The 25637-nt window shown below is 58.5% G+C and carries 28 protein-coding genes, 1 other RNA gene, 2 pseudogenes and 1 riboswitch; of the genes and pseudogenes, 12 read left to right on the forward strand and 19 right to left on the reverse strand.

Features of this window, described 5'->3' with window-relative positions; translation table 11 throughout:
• Nucleotides 1–5 precede the first annotated feature (5 nt).
• The 11 genes and pseudogenes from lfiE to rsmI all read right to left on the reverse strand — a co-directional run bounded on the left by lfiE (nt 6) and on the right by rsmI (nt 9909).
• The gene (lfiE, locus tag ACPDZI_RS19580; RefSeq protein ID WP_017409393.1) at nt 6–332 is read right to left on the reverse strand and encodes a lateral flagellar hook-basal body complex protein LfiE; all 327 of its coding nucleotides are present in this window, start codon (nt 330–332) and stop codon (nt 6–8) included.
• Nucleotides 333–344: 12 nt separating this feature from the next.
• Complete coding sequence (gene lafK / locus ACPDZI_RS19585) at nt 345–1721, reverse strand: lateral flagellar response regulator transcription factor LafK (RefSeq protein ID WP_438833645.1); 1377 nt, start codon at nt 1719–1721, stop codon at nt 345–347.
• A 138-nt stretch (nt 1722–1859) separates the two neighbouring features.
• Nucleotides 1860–1947: riboswitch (cyclic di-GMP riboswitch) on the reverse strand.
• Between the two features lie 196 nt (nt 1948–2143).
• A pseudogene (gene lfhA / locus ACPDZI_RS19590) lies at nt 2144–4218 on the reverse strand (lateral flagellar biosynthesis protein LfhA).
• A gap of 3 nt (nt 4219–4221) precedes the next feature.
• The gene (gene flhB / locus ACPDZI_RS19595; protein ID WP_039213938.1) at nt 4222–5358 is read right to left on the reverse strand and encodes a flagellar biosynthesis protein FlhB; all 1137 of its coding nucleotides are present in this window, start codon (nt 5356–5358) and stop codon (nt 4222–4224) included.
• The gene (lfiR, locus tag ACPDZI_RS19600; protein WP_017409389.1) at nt 5355–6137 is read right to left on the reverse strand and encodes a lateral flagellar biosynthetic protein LfiR; all 783 of its coding nucleotides are present in this window, start codon (nt 6135–6137) and stop codon (nt 5355–5357) included. Before lfiR ends, flhB begins: the two co-directional genes overlap by 4 nt.
• On the reverse strand, nt 6134–6403 hold the full coding sequence (gene lfiQ, locus ACPDZI_RS19605) for a lateral flagellar biosynthetic protein LfiQ (RefSeq protein ID WP_005305849.1): 270 nt from the start codon (nt 6401–6403) through the stop codon (nt 6134–6136). Before lfiQ ends, lfiR begins: the two co-directional genes overlap by 4 nt.
• Nucleotide 6404: 1 nt before the next feature.
• Nucleotides 6405–7139 carry a flagellar type III secretion system pore protein FliP gene (gene fliP / locus ACPDZI_RS19610; protein WP_017409387.1) on the reverse strand — a complete coding sequence of 245 codons (735 nt, stop codon included), beginning with the start codon at nt 7137–7139 and terminating at the stop codon, nt 6405–6407.
• Complete coding sequence (gene lfiN, locus ACPDZI_RS19615) at nt 7139–7516, reverse strand: lateral flagellar motor switch protein LfiN (protein ID WP_438833646.1); 378 nt, start codon at nt 7514–7516, stop codon at nt 7139–7141. Before lfiN ends, fliP begins: the two co-directional genes overlap by 1 nt.
• Nucleotides 7517–7523: 7 nt before the next feature.
• Nucleotides 7524–8399, reverse strand: coding sequence for a lateral flagellar motor switch protein LfiM (gene lfiM / locus ACPDZI_RS19620; protein ID WP_438833647.1), 876 nt, complete (start codon nt 8397–8399; stop codon nt 7524–7526).
• Nucleotides 8400–8626: 227 nt separating this feature from the next.
• Nucleotides 8627–9013, reverse strand: an RNA gene (rnpB, locus tag ACPDZI_RS19625) — RNase P RNA component class A.
• A gap of 62 nt (nt 9014–9075) precedes the next feature.
• Nucleotides 9076–9909 carry a 16S rRNA (cytidine(1402)-2'-O)-methyltransferase gene (gene rsmI / locus ACPDZI_RS19630; protein ID WP_242797286.1) on the reverse strand — a complete coding sequence of 278 codons (834 nt, stop codon included), beginning with the start codon at nt 9907–9909 and terminating at the stop codon, nt 9076–9078.
• Between the two features lie 199 nt (nt 9910–10108).
• Here rsmI and ACPDZI_RS19635 point away from each other — a divergent pair, with 199 nt between their 5' ends.
• From ACPDZI_RS19635 to dolP, 4 genes are read left to right on the forward strand one after another with little or no spacing between them, the layout of a single operon-like run.
• Nucleotides 10109–11896 (forward strand): penicillin-binding protein activator, encoded by a 1788-nt coding sequence (locus tag ACPDZI_RS19635; protein WP_438833648.1) that lies wholly within the window; start codon nt 10109–10111, stop codon nt 11894–11896.
• Entirely contained in the window at nt 11817–12209 is a 393-nt protein-coding gene (locus ACPDZI_RS19640; RefSeq protein ID WP_080768849.1) for a YraN family protein, read from the forward strand. Before ACPDZI_RS19635 ends, ACPDZI_RS19640 begins: the two co-directional genes overlap by 80 nt.
• A 9-nt stretch (nt 12210–12218) precedes the next feature.
• The gene (locus ACPDZI_RS19645) at nt 12219–12809 is read left to right on the forward strand and encodes a D-sedoheptulose-7-phosphate isomerase (protein WP_005305871.1); all 591 of its coding nucleotides are present in this window, start codon (nt 12219–12221) and stop codon (nt 12807–12809) included.
• 4 nt (nt 12810–12813) lie between these two features.
• On the forward strand, nt 12814–13392 hold the full coding sequence (dolP, locus tag ACPDZI_RS19650) for a division/outer membrane stress-associated lipid-binding lipoprotein (RefSeq protein WP_024945441.1): 579 nt from the start codon (nt 12814–12816) through the stop codon (nt 13390–13392).
• Nucleotides 13393–13444: 52 nt separating this feature from the next.
• Here the strand turns inward: dolP and ACPDZI_RS19655 are convergent, their stop codons facing one another.
• The 8 genes from ACPDZI_RS19655 to zapE form a co-directional block, all read right to left on the reverse strand.
• Entirely contained in the window at nt 13445–13870 is a 426-nt protein-coding gene (locus ACPDZI_RS19655; RefSeq protein WP_017409380.1) for a ClpXP protease specificity-enhancing factor, read from the reverse strand.
• Nucleotides 13867–14496, reverse strand: coding sequence for a stringent starvation protein SspA (sspA, locus tag ACPDZI_RS19660; RefSeq protein ID WP_011707594.1), 630 nt, complete (start codon nt 14494–14496; stop codon nt 13867–13869). Before sspA ends, ACPDZI_RS19655 begins: the two co-directional genes overlap by 4 nt.
• Nucleotides 14497–14583: 87 nt before the next feature.
• Entirely contained in the window at nt 14584–15318 is a 735-nt protein-coding gene (locus ACPDZI_RS19665) for a cytochrome c1 (RefSeq protein ID WP_438833649.1), read from the reverse strand.
• Entirely contained in the window at nt 15315–16532 is a 1218-nt protein-coding gene (locus tag ACPDZI_RS19670) for a cytochrome b (RefSeq protein WP_011707596.1), read from the reverse strand. The genes ACPDZI_RS19665 and ACPDZI_RS19670 overlap by 4 nt, the downstream gene beginning before the upstream one ends.
• Nucleotides 16533–16534: 2 nt before the next feature.
• A complete protein-coding gene (gene petA, locus ACPDZI_RS19675; RefSeq protein WP_011707597.1) occupies nt 16535–17125 on the reverse strand; it encodes a ubiquinol-cytochrome c reductase iron-sulfur subunit in 591 nt (196 codons plus the stop codon).
• Between the two features lie 295 nt (nt 17126–17420).
• Nucleotides 17421–17813: a 30S ribosomal protein S9 gene (gene rpsI / locus ACPDZI_RS19680; RefSeq protein ID WP_005336286.1), complete on the reverse strand. Its 393-nt coding sequence runs from the start codon at nt 17811–17813 to the stop codon at nt 17421–17423.
• A gap of 15 nt (nt 17814–17828) precedes the next feature.
• Nucleotides 17829–18257 (reverse strand): 50S ribosomal protein L13, encoded by a 429-nt coding sequence (gene rplM, locus ACPDZI_RS19685; RefSeq protein ID WP_005336289.1) that lies wholly within the window; start codon nt 18255–18257, stop codon nt 17829–17831.
• 266 nt (nt 18258–18523) lie between these two features.
• On the reverse strand, nt 18524–19618 hold the full coding sequence (gene zapE, locus ACPDZI_RS19690) for a cell division protein ZapE (protein WP_168967630.1): 1095 nt from the start codon (nt 19616–19618) through the stop codon (nt 18524–18526).
• Between the two features lie 140 nt (nt 19619–19758).
• On the opposite strand from zapE, the gene ACPDZI_RS19695 reads away from it, so the two are divergent.
• The 8 genes and pseudogenes from ACPDZI_RS19695 to ACPDZI_RS19730 all read left to right on the forward strand — a co-directional run bounded on the left by ACPDZI_RS19695 (nt 19759) and on the right by ACPDZI_RS19730 (nt 25604).
• Entirely contained in the window at nt 19759–20139 is a 381-nt protein-coding gene (locus ACPDZI_RS19695) for a YhcB family protein (RefSeq protein WP_011707599.1), read from the forward strand.
• Nucleotides 20140–20220: 81 nt separating this feature from the next.
• Complete coding sequence (locus ACPDZI_RS19700; protein ID WP_011707600.1) at nt 20221–21582, forward strand: Do family serine endopeptidase; 1362 nt, start codon at nt 20221–20223, stop codon at nt 21580–21582.
• A gap of 89 nt (nt 21583–21671) precedes the next feature.
• Nucleotides 21672–22792, forward strand: a pseudogene (gene degS / locus ACPDZI_RS19705) (outer membrane-stress sensor serine endopeptidase DegS).
• 308 nt (nt 22793–23100) lie between these two features.
• Nucleotides 23101–23463 carry a transcriptional regulator gene (locus tag ACPDZI_RS19710; protein ID WP_438833650.1) on the forward strand — a complete coding sequence of 121 codons (363 nt, stop codon included), beginning with the start codon at nt 23101–23103 and terminating at the stop codon, nt 23461–23463.
• Complete coding sequence (locus tag ACPDZI_RS19715; RefSeq protein ID WP_438833651.1) at nt 23464–23829, forward strand: glycine-rich SFCGS family protein; 366 nt, start codon at nt 23464–23466, stop codon at nt 23827–23829.
• Nucleotides 23829–24125 (forward strand): DUF4312 family protein, encoded by a 297-nt coding sequence (locus ACPDZI_RS19720; protein ID WP_029302025.1) that lies wholly within the window; start codon nt 23829–23831, stop codon nt 24123–24125. Before ACPDZI_RS19715 ends, ACPDZI_RS19720 begins: the two co-directional genes overlap by 1 nt.
• A 40-nt stretch (nt 24126–24165) precedes the next feature.
• Entirely contained in the window at nt 24166–24942 is a 777-nt protein-coding gene (locus ACPDZI_RS19725) for a DUF4311 domain-containing protein (RefSeq protein ID WP_113994831.1), read from the forward strand.
• 11 nt (nt 24943–24953) lie between these two features.
• Nucleotides 24954–25604, forward strand: a complete 651-nt coding sequence (locus ACPDZI_RS19730) for a DUF4310 family protein (RefSeq protein WP_011707606.1) — start codon at nt 24954–24956, stop codon at nt 25602–25604.
• Nucleotides 25605–25637 lie beyond the last annotated feature (33 nt).

Here is a 25637-nt window from a genome sequence, read left to right on the forward strand (position 1 = left end):
TTACCTCAGAGTGGCATACGCATAATGTCGTCGAAACCGGTCATCAGCTTGTTTCGCACCTGCATGAGGGCGGAGAAACTGAGGCCCGCTTTCTGGCTGGCGACCATGGCACCAACCAGATCATCGCTCTGACCCGCATCCACGGCAGTCATCAGCCGTGAGGCGATATTTTGTTGTTCGTTGACCCGGCCAACCACATCGCGCATGGCGTCACCGAATGATACGTTCGAGACATCATTTGATTCGATAACAGGGGTTTGGCTGGCGACTCGCTGCATCTCCTGCATCTGCTGCAAGAGCGTCACCTGTGATGACATCATTTCAATCTTCACTCGGTTTATCCCTTAGTTTTGAAGCTGCTGCTCAATATCTATGCCCTGCTCACGCATGGCCGCCAGCTTGTATCTCAGTGCCCGGGTCGTCATCCCAAGGGCTTCAGCCGTGCGGGTCCGATGGCCGCGAAAGCGGCGCAAGGTCTCTAGTACAAATTGAAATTCTGCGTAGCGGCGAGTCTCACTCAGCCCTTCCGGGGCGGAAAGCACTTCCGGCAACGCATCGTCGGATTCAATGGTGTAACTGGGCAGCATCAAATCGACGGCCTGAATATGCAATCCGCGAGCCATGATTAATGAACGTTGTATGACATTGTCCAACTCCCTGACATTGCCGGGCCAGCCGTATGTCAGCAGTTGCTTGCGCGCATTTTCACTGAGGCGATAGCCCTGCTGCGGGGCATGCCGTTCAATGAAGTATTCCGCCAGCGGCAATATGTCGTCGGGGCGCTCGCGCAATGCAGGCCAGCTCATGGGCAACACATCAAGGCGGTAAAACAGATCTTCCCGAAACTGACCTGCCGTGACGAGGGTACGTAGATCCTTGTTGCTGGCAGCGATGATCCGGACATCCAGCGAAATGGTTTGGTGGCTGCCGAGCCGTTCAACTTCTTTCTCCTGCAAGACCCGCAGCAATTTTGCCTGCAGCGTCAACGGCAGTTCGGAGATTTCGTCGAGCAACAGCGTGCCTCCCTGGGCCTGCTCGAATTTCCCGGCTTGGGCTCCCGTTGCACCGGTAAACGCGCCCTTATTGTGACCAAACAAAATGGACTCGAGCATGGATTCGGGGATAGCTGCGCAGTTGATGGCAACGAATGGTCGACCGGACCGGCTGGACATATCGTGGATATAACGGGCCAATCGCTCCTTGCCGGTACCGGACTCACCACCAATCAGAATGGTGGCAGGGGTCTTGGCCGCGCGGCGGGCCAGTTGCAGTACCTGCAGGCTCATGGCGGAGACAGCGATCAGATTGGGAATGGATTGACGCAAACGCAGCGCCCCCTTCACCGCATCAACCATCTGCTGGCCACTGAAGGGTTTGATGATGTAGTCGATGGCCCCCGCCCGCATCGCTTCCGCCGCAAGATAGGCTTGATGTTCGTTGACCAACACCAGGCAATCAGTACCACTGAAATCATGTACCAATTGCGGACCGGCTTCGGTCATGGCATCCATATCGAGCAGGATCAGATTAACTGAATTATCAGCGAGAATTAATTTTGATTTGCTGATGGAATCAACACAGGAAATGTTATAGCCATGGGCCAACAATATTCCTGCAATATCGTTTCCATTTGATAACGAAGAGCCAATCAATAACAAATGGGGAGCACTCTCAATAGCGATTGGCCTTGAGTTTTTTTTAGTAGATAAATCCGAAAGCATAGGAACCCGAACCCGTGATTGTGGACAAACCAATCAACAGAACTGATGTGTCAAAAATAAAAGCGCACCATCCCCAAAAGGCGCCAAAAAAGACGTCATCTATTGGGTGAGAAGTGATATCAAGGCGGTGACAATGGCCTTGGTAACCCCGCTATCATTAGCATTCCTGCTATTAGACCGGAGGCTTTGCGTCCTGACTTTTCAGTTCAGTTTGCCTTTATCATGCGACTGTCCGTATTGGGACAAGGCAGCACCACCTATTCGGTGGGAGCTGCATGGCACATGTGAATTGTTATATTTGTTATTTATTTTTAACATCAAGTGCGTCAAAAACAGTCACATCATAACGGCTTCCAATGACAATTCAAGTAGATATGCGGAATATCATCTTCCCGTCAGTTCATTAACATGGCAGTTCCGCTTCAGCCCAAGGTACCAATAACTTCCACCCGTAAATCCTCCGGAATTTCATTATAAGAGAGCACTTTGAGGCCTTTTGAAAATGAACGGGCATAACGTGCCATCAGGGGGCGAAGTTGAGGCATGACCACCAGCACGGGAGCATGTCCCTGCTGTTGCAATTGCTCCTTCACCAGCGGCATGTTTTGCTGCAATTGCGCCAGCAACTGGGGATCAACCGGAAAACTGTCCAGCTGGATCTTGCCTTGCTGCTGGGACTGGTTCATGGCCGCCAGCAAGGTTTGCTCCAGCCGATCATCCAGCGTAAAGGTGGCCAGTACATCCCGGTTGCCGATGGCCTGTCTGACAATCTGGCGCTTGAGCGCACAACGCACATCGGAGGCCAGCAGAACCGGATCCTTGGTTAACTCACTCGCATCCAGCAAGGTAGTGGCAATGGTGCGGATATCGGTCAGGCTGATCTGCTCCTTGAGCAGTTGACGAAAAACTCGCAATTGCTGCATTTGGGTCAGCGCCAGATTCAGTTCTTCCGCCAGACGGGGAGACTGGGTAGCCAGGTGCTGGCCGAGCTTGCCGACCTCGTCATGACCGAACAACCCATCCAATTGCTCCCTGAGCAGCTTGCTTGCATGAGTGGCGATGACTGTCGCAGAATCGACCACCGAATAGCCCAGGTTCAGCGCCTTGGCCTTGTTCTCAGGCGAGATCCAGACTGCACTCATGCCATAGGCCGGATCCTGGGTCAGCTCACCGTCCAGCGCACCATAGGTTTCACCACTGCTGATCGCCATCAGTCGCTGGCAATCCACGTTACCGGTCGCCAGCCCTACACCTGACAGCTTGATCCGGTATTGATCCGGCTGCAGTTGCAGGTTGTCACGTACCCGGATTTCGGGCAGCAGAAAACCATACTGCTCTGACAAGGTTTTACGAATGCCCCGCACCCGAGCCAGCAATTCTGCCCCCTTGTCGGCCTCAGCCAGTGGTACCAGTCGATAACCCAGTTCAATGGCAACCGCATCCACCGGCAGCAAATCCTGCCACTCCAGCCCCTGCGGTTCCGGCTGAACCAGCTGACGAGTCAATTCTTGCGCGGCATCCAGATCCGGTTCATTGGCCCGACGCTTGCTCACGCTCCAGCCAGCCCAGGCCAGTACGGCCGCGAAGCTGAGGAATGCCAGCATGGGCATACCGGGTACCAGACCCAGGATCAGCATGATGGCAGCCGCAGTGTAGATTACCCGGGGCGATGCCAGGATCTGCTGACCCACCTGATCAGACATCTCTCCTTCATCACTGACCCGGGTCACTATGATGGCCGCCGCAGTGGACATCAGCAGGGAGGGGATCTGGGCAACCAGACCATCACCGATAGTGAGCAGTGCATAGCTCTGGAACGCCTCAGCAACTGGCAGAGAGTGCTGGAAGATACCGATGGCCAAACCGCCAACCAGGTTGATGATGAGTACCAGCAGACCGGCAATGGCATCACCACGCACGAATTTGGACGCTCCATCCATCGCACCGTAGAAATCCGCTTCCCTCGCGATCTCATCACGCCTTGCTCGCGCCTGATACTGATCCATGGTCCCAGCATTGAGATCGGCATCGATCGCCATCTGTTTACCCGGCATGGCATCCAGGGTGAAACGGGCGGATACTTCGGAGATCCGCTCTCCCCCTTGGTGATCACCACGAAGTTGATGATCATCAGGATCACGAAGACCACCAGACCGACGACATAGTTGCCGCCAATCACCACCTCACCAAAGGCTTGAATGACCTTGCCTGCGGCCTCATGCCCTTCATGACCATGCAGCAACACCACCCGGGTAGAAGCGACGTTCAGCGACAGTCGCATCAAGGTGGCAACCAGCAGCACGGTCGGAAACACGGAAAAATCGAGTGGTCGACGAGCCGAGACGGAAACCAGCAACACAAGCACCGCCAACACTATGTTGAATGTAAACAGAGCATCCAGCAGCCAACCCGGCAGAGGCAGGATCATCATGGCCAGAATGGCCAGGAGCATCATGGGGATCGCGGTATAGGATTTGGTCAATACACGCCAGTTCACAACTTACCTCTCAGGTTGACGTAACTCGGGCGGCACATGCAAAGGCGCAAGAGGATTAGGTTTTTTCCCCTTGCCAGCCGCATAGGCCCGTAACTGCAATACATGGTTCAGCACATAGGCGACCGCGGTATAGAGGCCTGCCGGCACCTCCTGGTCCACCCGGGTGGAGTAGTAAATGGCCCGGGTCAGCTCAGGCAGACTCATGACCATCTTGTCGTGCTGCTTTGCGACCTGGCGGATCCGTTCCGCCATGCCGTCGACCCCTTTGGCAATCACATAAGGTGCATTGGCCCGGGCAGGGTCATACTTGATGGCCACCGCATAATGGGTCGGGTTGACGATGATCACATCCGCCTGCGGCACACGCTGTTCAATGCGCGCCCTGGCAAGCATCCCCTGAACCTGGCGGATCTTGGCCTTTATCTCGGGTCTGCCTTCGCTATTCTTGTGCTCATCCTTGACCTCCTGCTTGGTCATGCGCAACTGCTTGTTCAACGACCAGCGCTGATAGGGCACGTCCAGCACGGCAATCAGCATCTGCACGGAACCAAGCAAAATAAATGCCTGCGAAAGAATGCGCAGCGCCTGCTCCATCGCAGCCTGGGGAGGCATGCGGTTCATCATCATCAGCAAGGGCCACTGGTGTTGCAACATCAAGGCCAGCGTCGAACCAATGAGCAGGATCTTGAGCACCGACTTGAGCAACTCCATCATGCTGTGAGACGAGAACATCCGTTTAAGCCCTTTGAGCGGATTGATTTTTTCCGCACTGGGCAGGAGTTTCTTCCAGGTCAGTACCATGCCACCCGGAACAATGCTGAGCATCACCAGCAGCAGGGCCAGAAAACCGAACAGAGGCAGCAATACCCACAACATGCTGAGCAGGGCTTCTGCCGTCCAGTGGAGCATCATCTGGGGATCCCGAGCCCCCTGCCAGTCGAAACGCTGGGGGCGTTTCATCAACTCGGCAAAGAAGTTACCGAAGCTGGGCACCATCCATTGCATGGCTAGCCCCCCCAGCAACAGCAGCCCGGCCGAGCTCAGCTCCTTTGAGCGCGCAATTTGCCCCTCTTCCCGTGCCTTGCGCAGTTTCTGGGAAGAGGCCTCTTCGGTTTTGTCCTGAGCGCTGTTCTGACTCATGAAGGTGTCAATGCCCTGAGCTGTTCCAGCACATAGGTCACCAGATCAAGGTAACGAGCCGGCACGCCGCTGATGGAAATGGCCATGGTCAGCAGGCCCAGCATCAGTGTCATCGGAAAGCCCAGCGAGAAGATATTCAGGGAAGGGGCGGTTCTGTTCATCACCCCGAAGGTAAGGTTGACCATCAACATGGCAACCACGGCTGGCAGAGTCAGGATCAGGGCGGCTCCGATACTCCAGCCAAACAGACCGATGACGCCCTTCATATCCAGCAGATCGAGCGAGGAACCGGGCGGCCAGCTCCGCAAACTCTGCACCAGCACGTCCAGCGTGACCAGGTGCCCATTCAGACCGAGAAACAGCAATGAGCAGAAGATAAGCATCAGCTGGCTGACGATGGGGGCCGTATCTCCGTTACTGGGATCATTCATCACCGCCATCGCCAGACCCATCTGCATGGAGAGGATCTGACCGGCCATGGTCATGATCATGAACAGCATCTGGACACAAAGCCCGAACAGCAGTCCAAACAATAACTGCTCTATGGTCAGCACCAGCGCGCCCGTGCTGAAAGGGTCAACCACGGGCATGCCCTTGAGCATGGGCGCCAGCAGCAGGCTGATGATGAAGGCAAGAAATAGACGAACCTGAGGCGGCAATCGGCCATCACCGAAGATGGGCATCACCCAGAAGGCGGTGGCGATCCGGATAAACGGCCACCACCACTGCCCCAACCAGGCCGTCAGGTCGGCTGCGCTGAGGGACAGCAGAGAATTCATCCGATCAGTCCGGGTATCTTCAAAAACAGATCGTGGAACAGGGTGGTGATTTGGGAGAGCAGCCAGTTTCCGGTAAAGATGAGCGTCATCAGGGTGACCAAAAAACGAGGCAGAAAGCTGAGGGTCTGCTCCTGGATCTGCGTTGCGGCCTGGAACACGCTGACGATGAGGCCGATGATGAGGCCGGGAACAATCAGCACCGACACCATCACCACGACCAGGTTGACGGCACCGCCAACCAGCGCAACACTCTGCTCCGGCGTCATGTCAGCCTCCCCCGCCAAAGCTGGCCGCCAGCGTACCGACCGTCATCGACCAGCCGTCTACCAGCACGAACACCATCAGCTTGAATGGCAACGAAATGATCAGAGGGGACAACATCATCATCCCCATCGCCATCAGCACGCTGGCCACCACCAAATCGATCACCAGAAAGGGGATAAACAACATGAATCCGATCTGGAATGCCGTATTCAGTTCACTCAGCACAAACGCCGGCAACAAGACACCAAACGGGACGTCGGCCTTGCTGAGGGTGGTGGGCTCACCGGAGATCCGCAGCATCTGCTCCAGATCCGGCTCCCGGGTCTGGGCCAGCATAAAGTGACGCAGCGGTTTTTCAGCCCGGGCCAGCCCTTCCGACAAGGTAATTTCGTTCTGATCGTAGGGAACAAACGCGTTCTGATACATATCGGTCCAGACCGGACGCATGATCACCAACGTCAGGATCAGGCTGATGCCGATCAACACCCTATTAGGCGGGCTTTGCTGCAATCCCATCGCCTGCCGTAAAATTGCCAACACTATGATAATACGAGTAAAACTCGTCATCATCAGCAACAGCGTCGGCAGCAATCCCAACAGGGTCATGAAGAAAAGGATCTGCAACTTGATGTTGTAGTCCTCACCGCCACCAGCCCCTGGCAGTACTGAGAACAGCGTCATATCCGCTCCCCAGCCGGGCAGCGAAAATAGCAGCAGAGCAAACAGCAGATGGCGCATCAGTCGTCCATGCCACCCAGCAGATTGGTGTCGATCACATCTACCAGACGCAGGCCATACTTGCCGTTGACCACGACCACTTCCCCCTTGGCAAGCAATCGGCCGTTGACTCGAACATCCAGCGGTTCACCAGCCAACTTGTCGAGCTCGATCACGGCCCCCTCTTCAATACGCATCAAATCACCAAGAGGCACTTCGGTGCTGGCCACTTCCAATGTCACTTTGACCGGGATCTGGCGAAAAAAGGAGAGATCACGCTGCTTGCTGCTACTGGTGGGGGACATGTAATCGGCGGCACTCGGCATGCTGATATCATCACCAAACAGTTGATCCAGTCCATCCAGGTCCAGCGGGTCGTTCATATTGTGCTCGTTCATGATGTGATTATTCCTCTACAACTGTCGCGACCTGATAGACCAGGTTGCCTTTATGTTCGGCGACTCGTCCGCTGAAACAGGAACGATTGCCAATCAGGGCCGGAACTACCTCCGGTAGATCCAGCGAGAGCACATCGCCTACCTTGAGGCACTCCAGATCGGCCAGTGTCATGGAGAGTTGTCCCATGACCACGCGCAGCCGCACTGGCACATGTGTCAATGCCTGCTCCAATGCACCATCCTGCAAATCATGTCCCACAGAGCAACCGTTACTCTCGGCAGGTGGTACCAGCCAGAGCCGCCAATCATGGGCAAAACTACCCACGGTCAGGTTGGCCTCTGCCATCCACAACCGTGATTGCGGTAATGCATCGCGGGTAATCAGGGTCAGCTGCCAATCAAGATCGCCCAATCCCAGACATGAAGACCAGATGTCGACCTGATATTGGCAAAGACGCTGCATCAGCCGCTGCTCGGTATCGGTCAGCCCTTTACCATGGGAGGGAGCCTCGCTCTGGTCGCGCAACGCACCACCAAAAAAGAGCACGGCCAGGCGATATATGACGGCCGGCGAGATAGAAAAATAGGCAACCCGATGCACATCGAGTGCACTGCGAGCTTCAACCCAGATCAGACCGTCGTCATGCTCGGGGGATGCCAGCACGGTGAACTCCTGATAATTCAGTTCACAATCCGCGCTATTGAAAAGCTGGGCCATACACCCTGCCGCTTGCAGAGAAAAGGTTCCCAACAGGGCATTGATTTGTTTGAGTCGTTCTTGGTCGGCACGTTCAATACCAAGAAGATCGTAATGGGGAAGAGTTTTGCCCCGCTGTGCACAGAGCAACCGGGAAGGTGTGAGCATTACGCCGCTTGATGACATTCAAAATCCACCTTAGCCATTCTTATTTCACCTTACAGCCACAAAGGCGTCTATCAGGCCAGCCATGTGATCGGTACAGATAGTCCAGCCGACTTAGAGCGACCAGAATGGGCGAGAACTTTATTACAAAACCCTAAAAGGCGCCACGCACCAGGCCCGCAACTCCATAATAAAAATCCCGGCACCAGAAGGTGCCGGGATTGGTTGGTATTTGCATACCTTGAATAGGTCGGAGTCGGCCTGTAAGCCGGGTTCTGTACCGGGTTGCCCCGGGTAGCAATCATTCCTCTAGGCCAGCAATCGCTCGCTGGCTCAAGCAACCTACCCGCCCCCAACGCGGGCCGCGCCAATAGGGGCCTATTTGGTCTTGCTTCGGGTGGAGTTTACCGTGCCACGAACTGTTACCAGTCGCGCGGTGCGCTCTTACCGCACCCTTTCACCCTTACCTGATCCCTTGCGGGCCATCGGCGGTTTGCTCTCTGTTGCACTGGTCGTAGGCTCACGCCCCCCAGGCGTTACCTGGCACCCTGCCCTATGAAGCCCGGACTTTCCTCCCCTCCGCCCGTCTGTCCCGAGGGACACAACGACGAAGCAGCGATTGCCCAGCCAACTCCGAGGCGCGGATTATAGCCTTGCGATAGCCACGGGGTAAACCGGCAATTCCCGTTTACAACGATTAATAGTGCTCGAGACCGTACTTGTAGAGCGCGTTCTTCTTCACCCCGTGGATCTCGGCGGTGAGCGCGGCCGCTTTTTTGAGCGGCAGTTCGGCCACCAGCAGTCCCAGGGTGCGGATCGCCTCGGCCGGCAGATCCTCTTCCGTTTTATTGGCACCCGCAACCACCAGCACGATCTCGCCGCGGCAGCGATTTTCGTCTTCGCCCAGCCAGACCAGCATCTCGGAGGCGGGCAGACCGTGGATCGACTCGAAGGTCTTGGTCAGCTCGCGGCACACCACCACCTGGCGTTCGCCGAGAATGCGGGCGATTGCTTCCACCGTGTCCTGCACCCGGCGCGGGGATTCGTAGAACACCAGTGAGCGAGTGTCTTCGATCACCGCCTGCAAACGGTCGTCACGGCCCTTGCTCTTGGCAGGCAAAAAACCTTCGAAGGCAAACCGGTCGGTGGGCAGCCCGGCCGCGGACAGCGCCGTGATCGCGGCACAGGGGCCGGGCAGCGGCACTACCTTGACCCCGGCTTCGCGACAACGGGTGACCAGGTGATAACCGGGGTCGCTGATGAGTGGCGTACCGGCATCGGAGACCAAGGCCACGCTCTTGCCCTCTTTTATCCGGCCGATCAGCACGTCAGCCTTCTGCTGCTCGTTGTGATCGTGCAGGGCGAAGGTGGGCACCGAGATTTGATAGTGGCTGAGCAGGATGCCGGTATGGCGGGTATCCTCGGCAGCCACCAGATCGACACTGCGTAAAATGTCCAATGCACGCTGGGTAATGTCAGCAAGATTGCCGATCGGGGTGGGGACTATGTACAGGGTTGGGATGTCACTCATGGGAGCTCCGAGTGTCCCGACAATTGTGTCGCCATATTGGCCCGTTTACACTATGGAGAATTTCAACACTGGTCGGGGAATGAACTTGAACCGGGTTACAAAGCAGCTAAGTGTATCACGACTCTTCGGCATCCTACTCGCGGCAGTACTGCTTGCCGCCTGTGCGTCGGAGCCCAATCAATCAGCCGGACAATCCGGCATGCCGTCGGCCTTCTCGGATCTGGCCAAGAATGCCCAGTGGTATCTGGCGCAGGTGGATCCGGCCAAGCCGGCCGAAGCCTTCACCTGGCAGGTGATGGCGGCGCGCAGCTATCTGGCGCTCGGTCAGGCCAAGCCGGCTGCGGCCCTGTTCCAGCAACTGCAGAAGCAGGGTCAGAGCGCCGAGCAAAAGGCCCAGCTGCAACTGTTGCAGGCTCACCTGCTGCTCGCCCAGGGCAACGCCAACCAGGCGCTGATCCTGCTGGAGGGCAAGCCCGAGGTGGCGCTGGATGCCGATACCCAGAAGGACTGGTATCGCCAGCGGGTGGTGCTGCAACTGGATATCAACAACAAGTTCGGGGCCGCCAAGTCGCTGATCCTGCTGGAGCCCTATCTGGCCCAGAACGAGCTGGCCACCAATCACCAGCAAATCTGGTCACTGCTCAAAAGCATGACCCCCTCCACCCTGCAGGCACTGGAAGAGGCGCCGGCTCCCGACGTGACTACCGGCTGGCTGCGACTGGCGGCGCTGGTGAACGAGTTCGGCGCCCAGCCCAATCAGCTGGCACGCCAGCTCGCTGGCTGGAAGCAGGCCTTCCCGAACCACCCTGCCCAGAAAGACATGCCAGCGGGTCTGGGCGATCTGGCGACCAGCAACATCAATACCCTGCAGCAGATCGCCGTGTTCCTGCCGCTCTCCGGCAATCTGGAACCGCAGGGCGCCGCCATCCGCAACGGCATGCTGATGTCTTACAAGGAGAATCAGGGCCAGTTCACCCTGAACTTCTACGACACCCAGACCAAGTCGATGGGCGAGCTCTACAAACAGGCGATTCAGGAAGGGGCCAACATGATCATCGGCCCGCTGCTCAAGGACCGGGTCGAGGAGCTGCTCAAGTCCAATCCGACCGTGCCGGTGCTGGCTCTCAACGAACTGGACAAGCCGATCGTCAATGACAACACCTTCTACTTCTCCCTCTCCGCCGCCGCCGATGCAGCGCAGGCCGCCCAGTACCTCTACGGTCAGGGCTATCGCAAGCCGCTGCTGATCGCCGCCCAGGGGCGGATCGGTTATGGCAGCATCAAGGCGTTCGAACAGGCCTGGGCCACCGTGAGCCAGGACAAGCCGGTCGTCGCCACCTTCGGCGCTCGCAACGAAGTGCAGGGCATGGTCAAGAACGCCCTGAGCGGTCGCTCCACCGCCCGGGCCGGCGAAGTGGTGCAGCTTGCTGACACGGCGCCGCGCAGCATCGACGTGGTCTATGTGGTCGCCAACAGCCTGGAGACCCGGATGATCAAGCCGTATGTGGACATCTCGGTCAATCCGATGGGCAGCCTGCCGATCTACAGCAGCTCGCGCAGCTATGACAGCGCCACCACCGAAGTGGCTTCCGAGCTCAACGGCATGCATATCTCCGACATGCCGCTGCTGCTGGGGGGTTACGAGAAGCAGCGCGAACAGATCGCCCTGCTCTGGCCGCAAACCCAGGGTGACCTGCTGCGTCTGTTCGCGCTGGGCTACGATGCCGTGGCACTGGCGGAAAACCTGCAGCAGATGCGCAAGGTCAATGCCATGCAGCAGCCTGGCATGAGCGGCCAGCTGAGCGTGGATGCCAGCGGCAACATAGTGCGGGTACTGGACTGGGCTACCTACCAGAACGGCAAGCTGGTCAGCGACAGTGCCATGCCTCAGCTCGAGGGAGCCCCCCATGAAGGGTCTATTGGCACGGATGCACCAGCAGTGGCAGAACCTGTTCCCGTCAGCACCGAGCAAGGGACAGCACTTTGAGCAGCTAGCGGAGCGCTGGTTGCAGGCCCGCGGCCTGCAACCCGTGAGCCGCAACTACCGCTGCCGGGGCGGCGAGATCGATCTCATCATGCGCCAGGGGGAGACCCTGGTGTTTGTTGAGGTCCGCTACCGCGCCCAGACCAGCCATGGCGGCGCCGCCGCTTCGGTCACCCGGCGCAAGCAGCACAAGATCGTGCTGGCAGCGCGCCACTATTTCAAGCAACATGCCATCAACGAGGCCAGCCAGGCCTGCCGATTCGATGTGATCGCGTTCGAGGGCGACCAGCCAGACTGGATCCAGAACGCATTTTAAGAGGACCCCATGACTGACCGCATCAAAGAGAACTACACCGAGAGCATCCAGACCAAGATAGCCGCCGCCGAGGCACTGCCGGATGCCATCCATACCGCAGCCCAGATGCTGACCATCTGTCTGCTCAATGGCCACAAGGTGATGGCATGCGGCAACGGTCCTTCCGCAGCGCTGGCCCAGCTGTTCATCTCGGAATTGGTCAACTGCTACGAAACCGAACGCCCTTCCCTGCCCGGCATGGCGCTGACTCCTGACATGGCTACCATCAGCGCCATCGCCACCGACCACGGTTTTGAAGAGGTGTATGCCAAGCAGATCCGGGCGCTCGGTCAGCCCGGCGACATCCTGGTGGTCATCACCACCACGGGTAACAGCCGCAGCCTGATCAAGGCAGCCGAGGCAGCCCTCTCCCGCGACATGACCATAGTGGTGCTGGGTGGTGGCGACGGCGGCGAAATCGCCGGCCTGCTCGGCCCCAACGACGTGGAGATCCGGGTGCCGTCGGCTCGTCGACCCCGCATTCTGGAAGTGAACCTGTTGACCCTGCACTGCCTGTGTGATCTCATCGACCAGACTCTTTTCCCGCAACAGGAAGATTGAAACCATGAACAAGCAAATGCTCCTGCTCGGCCTGCTGGCCGGCACCCTGCTGCTGCAAGGCTGCGCGGCCGTAGTGGTTGGCGGTGCCGCCGGCACCGCCAAAGCCTCCGGCGATCGTCGCACCCTGGGCGCCCAGTGGGACGATCAGGCTATCGAGCTGAAAGCGGCCAACCTGCTGGCTGACAACAAGCCGCTCAGCGCGGCCAGCAAGATCAGCGTCTACAGCAACAACGGCCGCGTGTTGCTGGTCGGCCAGACACCTTCTGACGCTTACAAGCTCGAAGCTGGCAAGATAGTCGCCCGCATCGAGGGAGTGCGCCACGTCTACAACGAATTGCGCCTCGGCCAGCCGGTCAGCATAGGGGTTCGCAGCAACGACTCCTGGATCACCTCCAAGGTGCGGGCAGACATGCTGGGCGCCAAGAATTTTGACAGTGCCAAGGTCAAGGTGGTTACCGAGAATGGCGAGGTGTTCCTGATTGGCCTGGTGACCCGCCAAGAAGGGGATCACGCCGTCGAGATCGCCCGTCACGTCAGCGGCGTCAAGCGCGTGATCAAGGCCTTCGAGTTCGCCCAGAACTAGCACTGACCACCGACGCTCGGCATAAAAAAACGCAGCCAACTGGCTGCGTTTTTTATTTGATGACCTTCAGGGTCGGACGACCGCTCGGACGCGGCGGTTCCGGCTCGGGTTCCACCGGCGCCTCGGCTTGCTCCAGCCAGAGATCATAACCCGGCTCGGGCGGGAACAGGGTACCCACGCCGTTTTCCCGGGCATGGATGGCCAATACGGCCGCCATCGGGATGTAAACCTGCTGGGAGACCCCACCAAAACGGGCGCTGAAGCTGATGGCCTCATTGTCCATGTGGAACTGCCCTACCGCACGGGGGGCGATGTTCAGCACTATCTGTCCATCCTGGACAAACTGCATCGGCACCATCACATGAGGGATGTTGACGTTGACCACCAGATGCGGGGTCAGGTCATTGTCCAGCAACCAGTCGAAGAACGCCCGCAGCAGGTACGGGCGACTGGGTGTCATTGTCGGTTCCATGCTCATACGCCGGCACGGATCTCGCGCTCGGCTTCAGTCAGGGAAGCCTGGAAAGACTCGCGCTCGAACAGACGAACCATGTAGGCCTTCAGCTCTTTGGCGCCACGACCGGTGAAGTCGATGCCGAGGCTCGGCAGACGCCACAGCAGCGGGGCCATGTAGCAGTCGACCAGGCCAAACTCTTCGCTCATGAAATAGGGCATTTCACCGAAGATCGGCGCGATGGCCAGCAGGTTGTCCCGCAGTTCGGCACGCGCCGCATCCACGTCGGTGCCCGCCATGATCTTGTCGGCCAGAGAATACCAGTCCAGCTCGATACGATGCATCATCAGACGGCTGTTGCCGCGGGCCACAGGGTAGACCGGCATCAGGGGCGGGTGCGGGAAGCGCTCGTCCAGATACTCCATGATGATGCGTGAGGTGTACAACGCCAGCTCGCGATCGACCAGGGTCGGTACGGTGTTGTAGGGGTTCAGCTCGGCCAGCTCATCCGGCAGGTTGCTTGGGTCAACCTGGCAGATATCTACGCTAACACCCTTCTCCGCCAGGACAATGCGCACCTGATGGCTGAACATATCGTTGGCACCGGAAAACAGCGTCATTACCGAACGCTTATTGGCAGCTACAGCCATTGAACCCTCCCGTCATTAAAAAGCAGAAACGGCAATGAAGCCTCTTGGTCTTCATTGCCGTGCATTATATTACCCGGATCTGGTCGCTTAGTGAACGTCGCGCCAGAATTCCTTCTTCAACAGCACAGTGAAGATGAAGAAGATCACGATGAAGCCAAGTACCCAGAAGCCCATGCGTTCGCGCTCCTGTTGTACCGGTTCAGCCGAGTAGACCAAGAAGTTTACCAGATCCAGTACCGTCTGATCATACTCTTCGTTATTCATTTCACCGTTGCCGTCAGATTTGACACTGACAACCTGCTGTACTTCCACTCCGTCGACGGTGTAGGTCGCGAACTCGGCGCGGGGCGTGCCTTGCAGCGGCTCCAGCACATGGGGCATGCCCACGGACGGGAATACCACGTTGTTCACGCCAAACGGACGGGTCTCATCCACGTAGAAAGAACGCAGGTAAGTGTAAATCCAGTCGGCACCACGTACGCGGGCAACCAGGGTCAGATCGGGGGGCGGGGCGCCAAACCATTTGGCCGCATCCTTGTCCGGCACCGAGTTTTCCATCAGATCGCCGATCTTGGCACCATTGACGATCAGGTTGGCCGCCATCAGATCTTCCGGAATACCGATGTCTACCGCCACCCGGTTGTAACGCTGGTACTGGGTGCTGTGACAGCCAAAGCAATAGTTCATGAAGGTTGCCGCACCACGCTGTAACGACGCCTTGTCGTTCAGGTCGTAGTTGGCCTTGTCCAGGTGCACAGCCCCGGTGTTGGCAAACACCAGCGACGGCAGCAGGGTCAGCACTGCAAAAATTATTCTTTTCATTTAAATGTCACCCTCTCCGGCAGCGGCTTGGTGCTTTCATTCTTGCTGTAGAAGAACAACAGGACGAAGAACCCGAAATAACCCAGGGTACAGATCTGGGCGATCAGCGTCAGGGTCGGAGTCGATGGCAAAACGCCGAGCACCCCGAGAATGATGAAGCAGACCACGAACTGGGCGATGTTCAGTTTGTGCAGGGTACTGCGATAACGCACCGAACGTACCTTGCAGCGATCCAGCCAGGGCAGCAGGAACAGCACCACGATGGAGAGCCCCATCATGATGACGCCCAGCAGCTTGTCAGGCACCGCCCGCAAGATGGCGTAGAAGGGGGTGAAATACCAGACCGGGGCAATGTGCGCCGGGGTCTTCAGACCATTGGCCACTTCAAAGTTCGGCTTCTCGAGGAAATAACCCCACATGTCCGGCTTGAAGAAGATGATGGCGCAGAACAGGAACAGGAAGCCTGCAACCCCGATCATGTCCTTGACGGTGAAGTAGGGGTGGAATGCCACCGCATCCAGCGGCCAGCCGTTCTCGTCCTTGTGCTTCTTGATGTCGATGCCGTCCGGGTTGTTGGAACCCACTTCGTGCAACGCCAGGATGTGCATGGCAACCAGCATCACCAGTACCAGCGGCAGGGCGATGACGTGCAGCGCGAAGAAGCGGTTCAGGGTAGCGCCGGAGATGACGTAGTCACCGCGGATCCACAGGGTCAGATCGTCGCCGATGACCGGAATGGCACCAAACAGCGAGATGATGACCTGGGCACCCCAGAACGACATCTGGCCCCACGGCAACAGATAGCCCATGAAGGCTTCCGCCATCAGGCAGAGGAAGATCAACATGCCGAAGATCCACAGCAGCTCGCGCGGCTTCTGGTAGGAGCCGTAGATCATGCCACGGAACATGTGCAGATAGACCACGATGAAGAACGCAGACGCACCGGTAGAGTGCATGTAGCGCAGCAACCAGCCGTAGTCCACATCCCGCATGATGTACTCCACGGAGGCGAAGGCACCTTCGGCGGAGGGGTTGTAGTTCATGGTCAGCCAGATACCCGTGATGATCTGGTTGACCAGCACCAACATGGCGAGCGAGCCAAAGAAGTACCAGAAGTTCAGGTTCTTGGGCGCCGGATACTTGGCCATGTGGTCGTTGTACATGGCAGTGAGCGGAAAGCGGTAGTCAATCCAGCCCATCAGTTTGGCAAACATGGTCAGGCCTCCTTGCCATCGGCACCGACCAGGATGGTGGTGTCGCTAAGATATTTGTACGGCGGAATGACCAGGTTCAAGGGTGCTGGCACCCCCTGGAACACTCGACCAGCCATGTCGAACTTGGAGCCATGACAGGGGCAGAAGAAGCCTGAGGTCACGCCCTGCACCTGCTCGCCAAAGCTGTCCGGCAGATAGGAGGGGGAGCAGCCCAGATGAGTGCAGATACCAACGGCCACGAAGATCTCCGGCTTGATGGACCTGTAACCGTTGTGGGCATAGTCGGGTTGCTGGGGCTCGTCGGAAGCCGGATCGCGCAACTTGTCGTCGTGCGCGGCCAGGGCATCCAGCGTCTGCTTGGTGCGTTTCACCACCCAAACCGGCTTGCCGCGCCACTCAACACGGATGAGCTGGCCTGGTTCCAACTTACTGATATCCACTTCTACCGGAGCACCCGCCGCTTTGGCTTTGGCACTCGGGTTCCATGACTTAATAAACGGCACTGCGGTAAAAGCAGCTCCTACCCCACCAACGGCGACCGTTGACCAGGTAAGAAATCTGCGGCGACCGGTATCAACTGGCGCATTGCTCATCCAAAAACTCTCCCATGTGGACTCCGCACATTCTTATTGTGTCCCTGTTCCCCTTTCTTCCGTGACAACAGCGGCGGAAGCGGAGTTACAATTGTCACAGAAAAACCGAGGGAATTTTAAAGAAAAGATAACAACTTGACAAGAAAGAGAAGCGAAGGTCAAAAACAATAAATACACAATTTTTTGTCTTTTGTGACGTGGTGTTAGCAATGCCGTTGGTAATATTACCAATAAAAAAAGCCTGGCACATGGCCAGGCTTTTTTGACACTCGCGAGAGTGCGTACCAAAAGCGAATTAACGCTTGGAGTACTGCGGACGCTTACGAGCTTTGTGCAGACCGACTTTCTTACGCTCAACCTTACGGGCATCGCGAGTAACAAAGCCTGCTTTACGCAGTTCGGAACGCAGGGTTTCATCGTACTGCATCAGAGCACGAGTGATACCGTGGCGGATCGCACCAGCTTGACCGGAGATGCCACCACCGTTAACGGTGATGTACAGGTCCAGTTTCTCGGTCATCTCAACCAGTTCCAGCGGCTGACGAACTACCATGCGGGCAGTCGGACGGCCGAAGTACTGCTCCAGGGAGCGCTGGTTGATTACGATTTTACCGCTACCCGCTTTGATAAATACGCGAGCAGTGGAGCTTTTGCGACGGCCGGTACCGTAGTATTGATTTTCTGCCATTGTTGCCAGTTCCCGTTAGATATCCAGTACTTGAGGTTGCTGAGCAGCATGAGCGTGCTCGGCGCCTGCGTAAACTTTCAGCTTACGGAACATGGCACGGCCCAGCGGACCCTTCGGCAGCATGCCTTTGACGGCAGCTTCGATTACCATTTCCGGTTTACGCTGAATCAGCTTGTCGAAGCTGATGGACTTGATACCACCCGGGAAACCGGAGTGAGCATGGTACATTTTGTCGGTAAATTTCTTACCGGTTACGTGTACCTTCTCAGCGTTTACAACGATGATGTAATCACCGGTGTCAACGTGCGGAGTGTACTCAGCTTTGTGCTTACCACGCAGACGAGCAGCGATCTCGGTTGCGATACGACCCAGAGTTTTACCTTCTGCGTCCACAATGTACCAGTCACGTTTTACGGTTTCTGGCTTGGCAACGAAAGTTTTCATTAAGTTAAACCCAATTACCTGTTACAGACCCAATTGCTTATGGGGGCTCTCCCACAAACAACAAACGATGGCCTACCTGTACCCCTTCGAATACAAGTAAAGCTTAAAGTGTTGCTGTCTTATCGACAGCTGTAACGTGGGCCGGGCGATTATAAGTGAAGTTGCCTTAAATATCACCTGCTAATTTCACTGCCATGAAGCTAGCAAATGTCGCCCGGCCCTACCTGCCGCAGATGCCCATCCGACTGGCAGGCGCGGTATTGTGACTAAGGAAGGTGCACTCTGGCAAGGTATTCGTGCGATTGCATTTCCTGAAGCCGTGAAAGACAACGTTTGAACTCGAAATTCAGCAGCCCGTTGCCATAGAGTTCCTGCATCGGCACCGCCGCCGATATGATCAGCTTGACGTGCCGCTCATAGAACTCGTCCACCATGGCGATGAAGCGGCGCGCCGCGTCATCCGTGCCCGCCCCCATTGGCTGCACATTGGCCAGCAGGACGGTGTGAAACAGCCGCGCCAGCTCGATGTAATCGCCCTGTGAGCGGGGAGTACAGCAAAGTTGCTCGAATTCCATATAGAGCACACCTTCTCCCATCCCCAGCGACGTCAGCTGACGGTGATTGATCTCGACACTGCCCGCCCGGGCCTCTTCCAGCCCGGTTAACTGTCCAAAATAACGATCCAGATTGGATTTTGCCTGCTGATCCAGCGGGAAGTGATAAATCTCCGCCTGCTCCAGCGTGCGCAGGCGATAGTCGGTGCCGCCGTCCACGTTAAGTATCTCGCAATGGCGCTCGATGAGTGCAATCGCCGGTAGAAAACGGGCGCGCTGCAAGCCATTTCGATACAAGTCCTGCGGCGGTATGTTCGAGGTCGCCACCAGCACCACCCCGTGGCCGAACAACTCCTGGAACAGGGTTCCCAATAACATGGCGTCGGTGATGTCGGAGACGAAAAATTCGTCGAAGCAGATGACGTCGGTCTCGCCGGCCAGCTTGCTGGCGATCAACTTGAGCGGATCGGCCTGACCGGTCAGCCCCTTGAGCTCATCGTGCACCCGGTGCATGAAACGGTGGAAGTGAATGCGCAGCTTGCGCTCTCCCGGCAGGCTGTCGAAAAAAGTATCCATCAGCCAGGTCTTGCCTCTGCCCACTCCGCCCCACATATATAAACCCATGATGGACACGCGGGGTTTCGGCTTTTGCAGCCAGCCCAGCAGGCCACGGGATCTGGTCGGAGTCGGGGTTTGGCACAAATCCTGATAGAGTCGCTCCAGACGGGCCACTGCCATCGCCTGGGCGGGGTCGGCCACGAAGCCGGGGCGCTGCAAATCCTGCTGATACTTTTGCTGCGGGGTCATCCTGTCGATTGCCTTCAAGTCCCTGAATGAAGGACAAAATGGTATCACGCTCTCGGGGTGCACGGTATAGTGCCATCAAGGCGTAGCGGCCGCTTTGGCCGCATCAACCCACATTGATTTAGCTGTAACAAGGAGCATCTATGAGTCTGTTAAACGGGATCCTGCTGGCTGTCGCCGCCTTGATTATCGGCGTCATCATCGGACGCTTCACAGTGCGCAGCCGGGATGCCGGCCGTCTGGAACAAGAACTGAAGAAGGCTCACAAGGAACTTGAAAGCTACCAGGGCCAGATCAATACCCACTTCGCCGACAGCGCCGCCCTGATGGAGCAGCTGGCCGAGCAGTACCAGACCCTTTATCGCCATATGGCGGAGCAGAGCAAATTCCTGGCCAAGGCTCAGGAGCCGCTGTTCCGTGAAACTCTGCTCGACGAGAGCAGCGATGTCCCGGCCAATGAAGAACCGGGCGTACCACCCCGTGACTATGCAGGGGCCTCCGGTCTGCTCAAGCAGTCCAGTTAGTTCCCTGCGGAACTAATTGCGCGGTAGCGTGGTCAGACCTTGACGATTGCATTGCAACTTTTTCTGGGAGCTGTTTTTCATATGCGTAAACCTCTTTCTGTGCTCAGTGTGTTAGCCCTCAGTGTCGGTATCGCCATGTCTGCGGCCCCTGTACAGGCTGCACTGCCCTCTCTGCTGGCGAACAATCAGGAGATGCCGAGCCTGGCGCCGGTACTCGAGCAGGTCACCCCTGCCGTGGTCAATATTTCAGTCTCCGGCAAGAAGATCACCCGCCAGCGTCTGCCGGAACAGTTCCGTTTCTTCTTCGGCCCCAACATGCCCGACGAACAGGTGAGCGAGCAGCCCTTCCAGGCGCTCGGCTCCGGCGTCATCATCGATGCCAAGAAGGGCTACGTGATCACCAACGCCCACGTGGTGCACGAGGCGGACGAGATCAAGGTCAACCTGAAGGATGGCCGTGAATACGCCGCCAAGAAGATCGGCGAGGACAAGCAGTCCGACATCGCGCTGCTGCAAATCAAGGCCGAGGATCTGGTGCAGATCAAGTTTGCCGACTCCGACGAGCTGCGAGTCGGTGACTATGCGCTGGCCATCGGCAACCCGTTTGGCCTCGGCCAGACCGTCACCTCCGGCATCGTCAGTGCGCTTGGCCGCAGCGGCCTCAACATCGAAAATCTGGAAAACTTCATCCAGACCGATGCCGCCATCAACTCCGGCAACTCAGGTGGCGCCCTGCTCAACCTGCGCGGCGAGCTGATCGGCATCAACACCGCCATCCTGGGCCCGAACGGCGGCAACATCGGCATCGGCTTCGCCATTCCGTCCAACATGGTACGCGACCTGTCCGAGCAGATCGTGAAATACGGGGAAGTGCGCCGCGGCCAGCTGGGCATCACCGGCACCGAGCTCACCTCCGAAATCGCCAAGACCTTCGGTTACAACAAGAAGGATGGCGCCTTCGTCAACCAGGTCATGCCTGACTCCGCCGCAGCCAAGGCGGGTATCAAGGCCGGCGACATCATCATCAGCATCGATGGCAAGGCCATCCGCTCGTTTGGTGAGCTGCGCGCCAAGATCGCCACCATGGGGGCTGACAAGCAGGTCGCCCTGGGCCTCATCCGCGATGGCAAGGAGCAGACCGTCAAGGTCACGCTGAAGAAGGCGGATGACAGCGAGATCCTGGCCAGCGCCCTGCACCCGGCACTGGAAGGGGCCAAGCTGAGCACCACCGCCGAGCCGGTGACCGGCGTGGCCGTGGCCGACATCGATCCGCGCTCGCCTGCCGCGGCTTCCGGCCTGCAGAAGGGTGACATCATCATCGGGGTCAACCGCCTGCGCATCAACTCGCTGGAAGAGCTGAGCAAGGCGTTGAAGAACAAGCCGGATGTGCTGGCGCTGAACATCCAGCGCGGGGAATCTTCCCTCTATCTGGTGATCCGTTAACTGCCTCTCACCCGCGGCCCTCGCCGCGGGTGATTTTTATCCACCGATAGTGTTATTCTCTGCGCGCTGTATGTACGGATGAGAATGACATGAAAATCCCCCCTCTAGTCAGTTACTTGGGCAAGTCTGTCGGCTTCGGTCTCACCGTGGCGGCTCTTCTGTTGCTGCTGTTTCCCAATTTCCGTGGCGGGGCCCAGCTACCCGGCCTCATCACCAATGCCCGTGAACTGAGTTTCTCCTACGCCGCCCACCGCGCCGGGCCGGCAGTCGTCAACATCTATACCCGCAGCTTCGCCCGCAACCAGGGCAATCAGGCCGAACTCAGGCCGCAGGGGCTCGGCTCCGGCGTCATCATGAGCCAGCGTGGCCACGTGCTGACCAACTATCACGTCATCGCCGACGCGGACCAGATCATCGTTGCGCTGCAGGATGGGCGGGTATTCAGCGCCGAGCTGGTCGGCTCCGATCAGCTGACCGATCTGGCGGTACTCTACATCGAGTCGGACAATCTGCCGGTGATCCCACAGGATCCGGAGCGCCTGCCAGACGTGGGCGACGTGGTGCTCGCCATCGGCAACCCCTACAACGTCGGCCAGACCATCACCCAGGGCATCATCAGCGCCACCGGCGCATCGGCCTCTCCAGCATGGGCCCGGACAGCAACGGCCGGCAGGATCTGCTGCAGACCGACGCCGCCATCAACGAGGGCAACTCGGGGGGCGCCCTGGTCAACGCCCGCGGCGATCTGGTGGGCATCAACACCGCCGCCTACCACCTCAACGGCAACCAGGAGAGCTACGGCATCAGCTTCGCCATCCCCTACAAGCTGGCCAAGCGCATCATGGATGAGCTGATCGCCAACGGTCGGGTGATCCGTGGCTACCTCGGCATCTCCAGCGTCGAGATCAACCCCATCGTTGCCCGCATGATGAACCTGGGCGACCTGCGCGGCCTGGTGGTGGAGAGCCTGGATCCCAACGGCCCAGCCACCAGAGGCGGGTTGAAGCGGGGCGACGTGCTGCTCAAGATCAACGGTGAGGCCATCAGCGGCGTACGTACCGCCATGGACAAGATCGTCGAGAGCCGCCCGGGCACCAAGCTCACCATCTCGGTGATCCGTGACGGCAAGCCGCTGGAGGTGGAGGTCACCATCGAAGAGGATCTGCGCTACCAGAACCGGGCCAGCGCGAGTGCCGCCACCGCCAGCTGATCCCGCCAACTCTCTTTGACAGGGGCAGTCAACCGCCCCTGTCTGCTTCCCCCACACTCCCCCATCCGTGAGGCGACTCACAGTTTCCAGCAAGCCTGCTCGGCCCGGCTCGACGGGCCAAGTGCGCCCTCGATCACACAAAGTCGGCCCCGATAGCAGCCCTTTTCCCCTCCATTCCACAAAAATCACCGTTTTCAGCCCAAGCGTGCGGGAATTTCCGCTTCGAATCGGAAAAACAGTGCCTCCTCTCTCCTCTACTGCCGGCTTAGGGTAGCGCTATCCCTTCTGCCAGCCTTGGAGAGCAGACCTTGCACACAGAGACCCATGACCAGAACCTGACCCCGGACAGCCCCGCGTTGCTGCGCCAGACTGACCACACGCTGGCGCGCATCCACACCCTGCTCGACGAACAGGGCATCCGCCCCAACGAGGTACAGCGGCAGATGCTGGCCTCCCACGTCAAAGCCATGGTGTGGCGCTCCTACAGCGGTGAATCGCTGCCGGAGGTGGATCTCAGCCTGTTCGAGGAGATCTCCCCCCTCTCCCTGCGCCTGGCAGAGCAGGTCGTTGCCTGGCTCGACCGCCTCGCCTACGAGGAGGCACACCTCTTGTCCGTCCATTTCGAAGTGGCCAAAGAAAACGAACTCAGCTCAGTGAAAGGAGAAAACTAAATGACAGTCATCAAACTCGTGATCGGTGATCGACTCGGCAAGGGCCAGAAAGTGGGGGCAGGCGCGGAAACCGCCGGTGCCAGCGTGACCATCATCCCCGGCATGGCCGCCGACATGAAGCTCGGTGACGTGATGAACAAGGAGCAGGCGGATCTCGGCATCTCCTTCTGCGGCAGCGGTGGCGCCGGTGCCATCACGGCCCAGACCAAGTACGGCTACAAGTGCCGTTACGGCATGCGCTCCATCGAAGAGGGCGTGACCGCCATCAACGAAGGCTGCGTGGTGCTGGGCTTCGGCTTCATGGACAAGGAAGAGCTGGGTCAGAAGCTGATCGAAGCCTTCGCCAAGAAACACGGACGCGCCTGATGAAAGAGGACTTCACCACCCAGGTCATGGTCAGCGGCAAGGGGCCGACTCGCCAGCAGGCGTTCGCCGCCGCCCTCAGCCAGGTGCAGCCAACGCTGCTCAAGGACAACCCGCGGGTGATGCTGCGCATCGAGCCGCTCGAGGTGCAGGTGCTCAAGGCCGAAGAGTCGGTCCGGGTGGAGAAGTTCCTGTTCTTCTTCCTGCCGCGCCAGCGCCGCGAATTCCGGGTCCAGCTGGCGATCACGGTCAAGGTCACCAGCCTGGATGCCGAACAAGTGGCGTTCACCCTGGTGTGACTCCGCCCGCGGGTACCACCCCACAAGAAGGATACGTTGGATGTTTCTAATCATATTTATCAAGTCACTCATCATCGGCGGCCTGGTAGGCGTCGGGGTGGGGGCCGGCGCGGCACGGATGTTCCACGCGCCGACCGTACAGGGCATGGGAGCCTTCCGTACCCTGGGTGAACTCAACTCCTGCGAAGGGGACCCCGCCTCCCACTTCTCGTTCGGTCTGGGCTTCTTCTTCAACGCCTGGGCCTCCACCGTGGCAGCCGGCGCCTTCACCCAGGATGTGGATCACCGCATCATTCCGCACTGGGCCACGGCGGCACTGCTGTTCAAGAACCGGGATCTCACCACCACCCTGCACGACCCGAAGAAGATGGCCATTGCCGGCGGCATCATAGGTGCCATCGTGGTCGCCTTCCTCAACAGCACGGCCGCCGCCGTACCGGCCGCCCTGCAGGTCACCGCGGTCAAGGTGCTGGTACCGGCCGCCAACCTGCTGGTCAACACCGTCATGCCGGTGATCTTCTGGCTGGCCGCCATCGAGGCGGGCAAGAAGTCCGGTTTCTGGGCCACCATCTTCGGCGGTCTGGCCCAGCTCATCATGGGCAACGCGGTACCGGGCCTGGTGCTCGGCATCCTGATCGGCAAGGGCGTGGAAGAGAGCGGCTGGAACCACGTCACCAAGGTGATGATGGCGGCCATCGTCTTGCTGTTCGTGCTGAGCGGCTTCTTCCGCGGCTTCGACATGAAACTCATCGAGTCCTTCCATCTGGGTGTTCCCCTGTGGCTGGAAAACGTCCATAACCTGCTGAGCGGCAAATAAGGGGTCACACCGTGGATGAGAAACTGAAAAACAACTTCTGGTACGCCGACTGGTCCTTCCCCATCTTTGTCGGTCTGCTCTCGGCCGGGGTCTTTGCCGGTACCCACATGTTCTACCTGTACGGAGTCGGCGCCTTCAACGAGGTGGCCTTCGTCGCCATGCTCAAGGCCGGCATGGACACCGGTGCCTATGGCGCGGTGGCGGCCTTCGGCGCCAGTTTCCTGTTTGCCCGCATCATCGAGGGCTCCCTAGTGGGGATCCTGGATATCGGCGGTGCCATCCAGACCGGGGTCGGTCTCGGCGTGCCCGCCCTGCTGCTGGGGGCTGGTATCGTCTATCCGGTGGAAAACTTCGGTGCCTCGCTGGCAACCGGCATGGGGATCGGTCTAGCCATCGGCTACGTCATCATCCTGGCGCGCAAGTTCACCATCAACCAGAGCAACTCCACCTACGGCGCCGACGTCATGATGGGGGCTGGCAACAGCTCGGGCCGCTTCCTCGGTCCGCTCATCATCCTCTCCGCCATGGGCGCCTCGATCCCCATCGGCATCGGCTCCCTGCTGGGTGCGCTGCTGTTCTACGTATGGGGCAAGCCCATCACCGGCGGTGCCATCCTGGGGGCCATGCTGCTCGGTACCTTCTTCCCGGTTGCGCTTGCATAACCATCCGCCGCCCTGCGGGGCGGCGCTCGAGAG

It is taken from the genome of Aeromonas oralensis (assembly GCF_049665575.1).
GTDB classification, from domain to species: domain Bacteria; phylum Pseudomonadota; class Gammaproteobacteria; order Enterobacterales; family Aeromonadaceae; genus Aeromonas; species Aeromonas hydrophila.

Excerpts from the sequence above, each read along its gene's own strand:
- rpsI (WP_005336286.1), bottom strand. The coding sequence starts at position 17,813 with ATGGCAGAAAATCAATACTACGGTACCGGCCGTCGCAAAAGCTCCACT.
- ACPDZI_RS19700 (WP_011707600.1), top strand. The coding sequence starts at position 20,221 with ATGCGTAAACCTCTTTCTGTGCTCAGTGTGTTAGCCCTCAGTGTCGGT.
- lfiQ (WP_005305849.1), bottom strand. The coding sequence starts at position 6,403 with ATGACGCCGGAGCAGAGTGTTGCGCTGGTTGGCGGTGCCGTCAACCTG.
- lfiM (WP_438833647.1), bottom strand. The coding sequence starts at position 8,399 with ATGTCATCAAGCGGCGTAATGCTCACACCTTCCCGGTTGCTCTGTGCA.
- lfiR (WP_017409389.1), bottom strand. The coding sequence starts at position 6,137 with ATGAATTCTCTGCTGTCCCTCAGCGCAGCCGACCTGACGGCCTGGTTG.
- fliP (WP_017409387.1), bottom strand. The coding sequence starts at position 7,139 with ATGCGCCATCTGCTGTTTGCTCTGCTGCTATTTTCGCTGCCCGGCTGG.
- ACPDZI_RS19645 (WP_005305871.1), top strand. The coding sequence starts at position 12,219 with ATGACTGACCGCATCAAAGAGAACTACACCGAGAGCATCCAGACCAAG.
- dolP (WP_024945441.1), top strand. The coding sequence starts at position 12,814 with ATGAACAAGCAAATGCTCCTGCTCGGCCTGCTGGCCGGCACCCTGCTG.
- flhB (WP_039213938.1), bottom strand. The coding sequence starts at position 5,358 with ATGAGTCAGAACAGCGCTCAGGACAAAACCGAAGAGGCCTCTTCCCAG.
- ACPDZI_RS19665 (WP_438833649.1), bottom strand. The coding sequence starts at position 15,318 with ATGAAAAGAATAATTTTTGCAGTGCTGACCCTGCTGCCGTCGCTGGTG.
- ACPDZI_RS19715 (WP_438833651.1), top strand. The coding sequence starts at position 23,464 with ATGACAGTCATCAAACTCGTGATCGGTGATCGACTCGGCAAGGGCCAG.
- ACPDZI_RS19655 (WP_017409380.1), bottom strand. The coding sequence starts at position 13,870 with ATGAGCATGGAACCGACAATGACACCCAGTCGCCCGTACCTGCTGCGG.
- lafK (WP_438833645.1), bottom strand. The coding sequence starts at position 1,721 with ATGCTTTCGGATTTATCTACTAAAAAAAACTCAAGGCCAATCGCTATT.
- rplM (WP_005336289.1), bottom strand. The coding sequence starts at position 18,257 with ATGAAAACTTTCGTTGCCAAGCCAGAAACCGTAAAACGTGACTGGTAC.
- ACPDZI_RS19635 (WP_438833648.1), top strand. The coding sequence starts at position 10,109 with ATGCCGTCGGCCTTCTCGGATCTGGCCAAGAATGCCCAGTGGTATCTG.
- ACPDZI_RS19720 (WP_029302025.1), top strand. The coding sequence starts at position 23,829 with ATGAAAGAGGACTTCACCACCCAGGTCATGGTCAGCGGCAAGGGGCCG.
- petA (WP_011707597.1), bottom strand. The coding sequence starts at position 17,125 with ATGAGCAATGCGCCAGTTGATACCGGTCGCCGCAGATTTCTTACCTGG.
- zapE (WP_168967630.1), bottom strand. The coding sequence starts at position 19,618 with ATGACCCCGCAGCAAAAGTATCAGCAGGATTTGCAGCGCCCCGGCTTC.
- ACPDZI_RS19640 (WP_080768849.1), top strand. The coding sequence starts at position 11,817 with ATGAAGGGTCTATTGGCACGGATGCACCAGCAGTGGCAGAACCTGTTC.
- lfiN (WP_438833646.1), bottom strand. The coding sequence starts at position 7,516 with ATGAACGAGCACAATATGAACGACCCGCTGGACCTGGATGGACTGGAT.
- ACPDZI_RS19725 (WP_113994831.1), top strand. The coding sequence starts at position 24,166 with ATGTTTCTAATCATATTTATCAAGTCACTCATCATCGGCGGCCTGGTA.
- sspA (WP_011707594.1), bottom strand. The coding sequence starts at position 14,496 with ATGGCTGTAGCTGCCAATAAGCGTTCGGTAATGACGCTGTTTTCCGGT.
- rsmI (WP_242797286.1), bottom strand. The coding sequence starts at position 9,909 with ATGAGTGACATCCCAACCCTGTACATAGTCCCCACCCCGATCGGCAAT.
- ACPDZI_RS19695 (WP_011707599.1), top strand. The coding sequence starts at position 19,759 with ATGAGTCTGTTAAACGGGATCCTGCTGGCTGTCGCCGCCTTGATTATC.
- ACPDZI_RS19670 (WP_011707596.1), bottom strand. The coding sequence starts at position 16,532 with ATGTTTGCCAAACTGATGGGCTGGATTGACTACCGCTTTCCGCTCACT.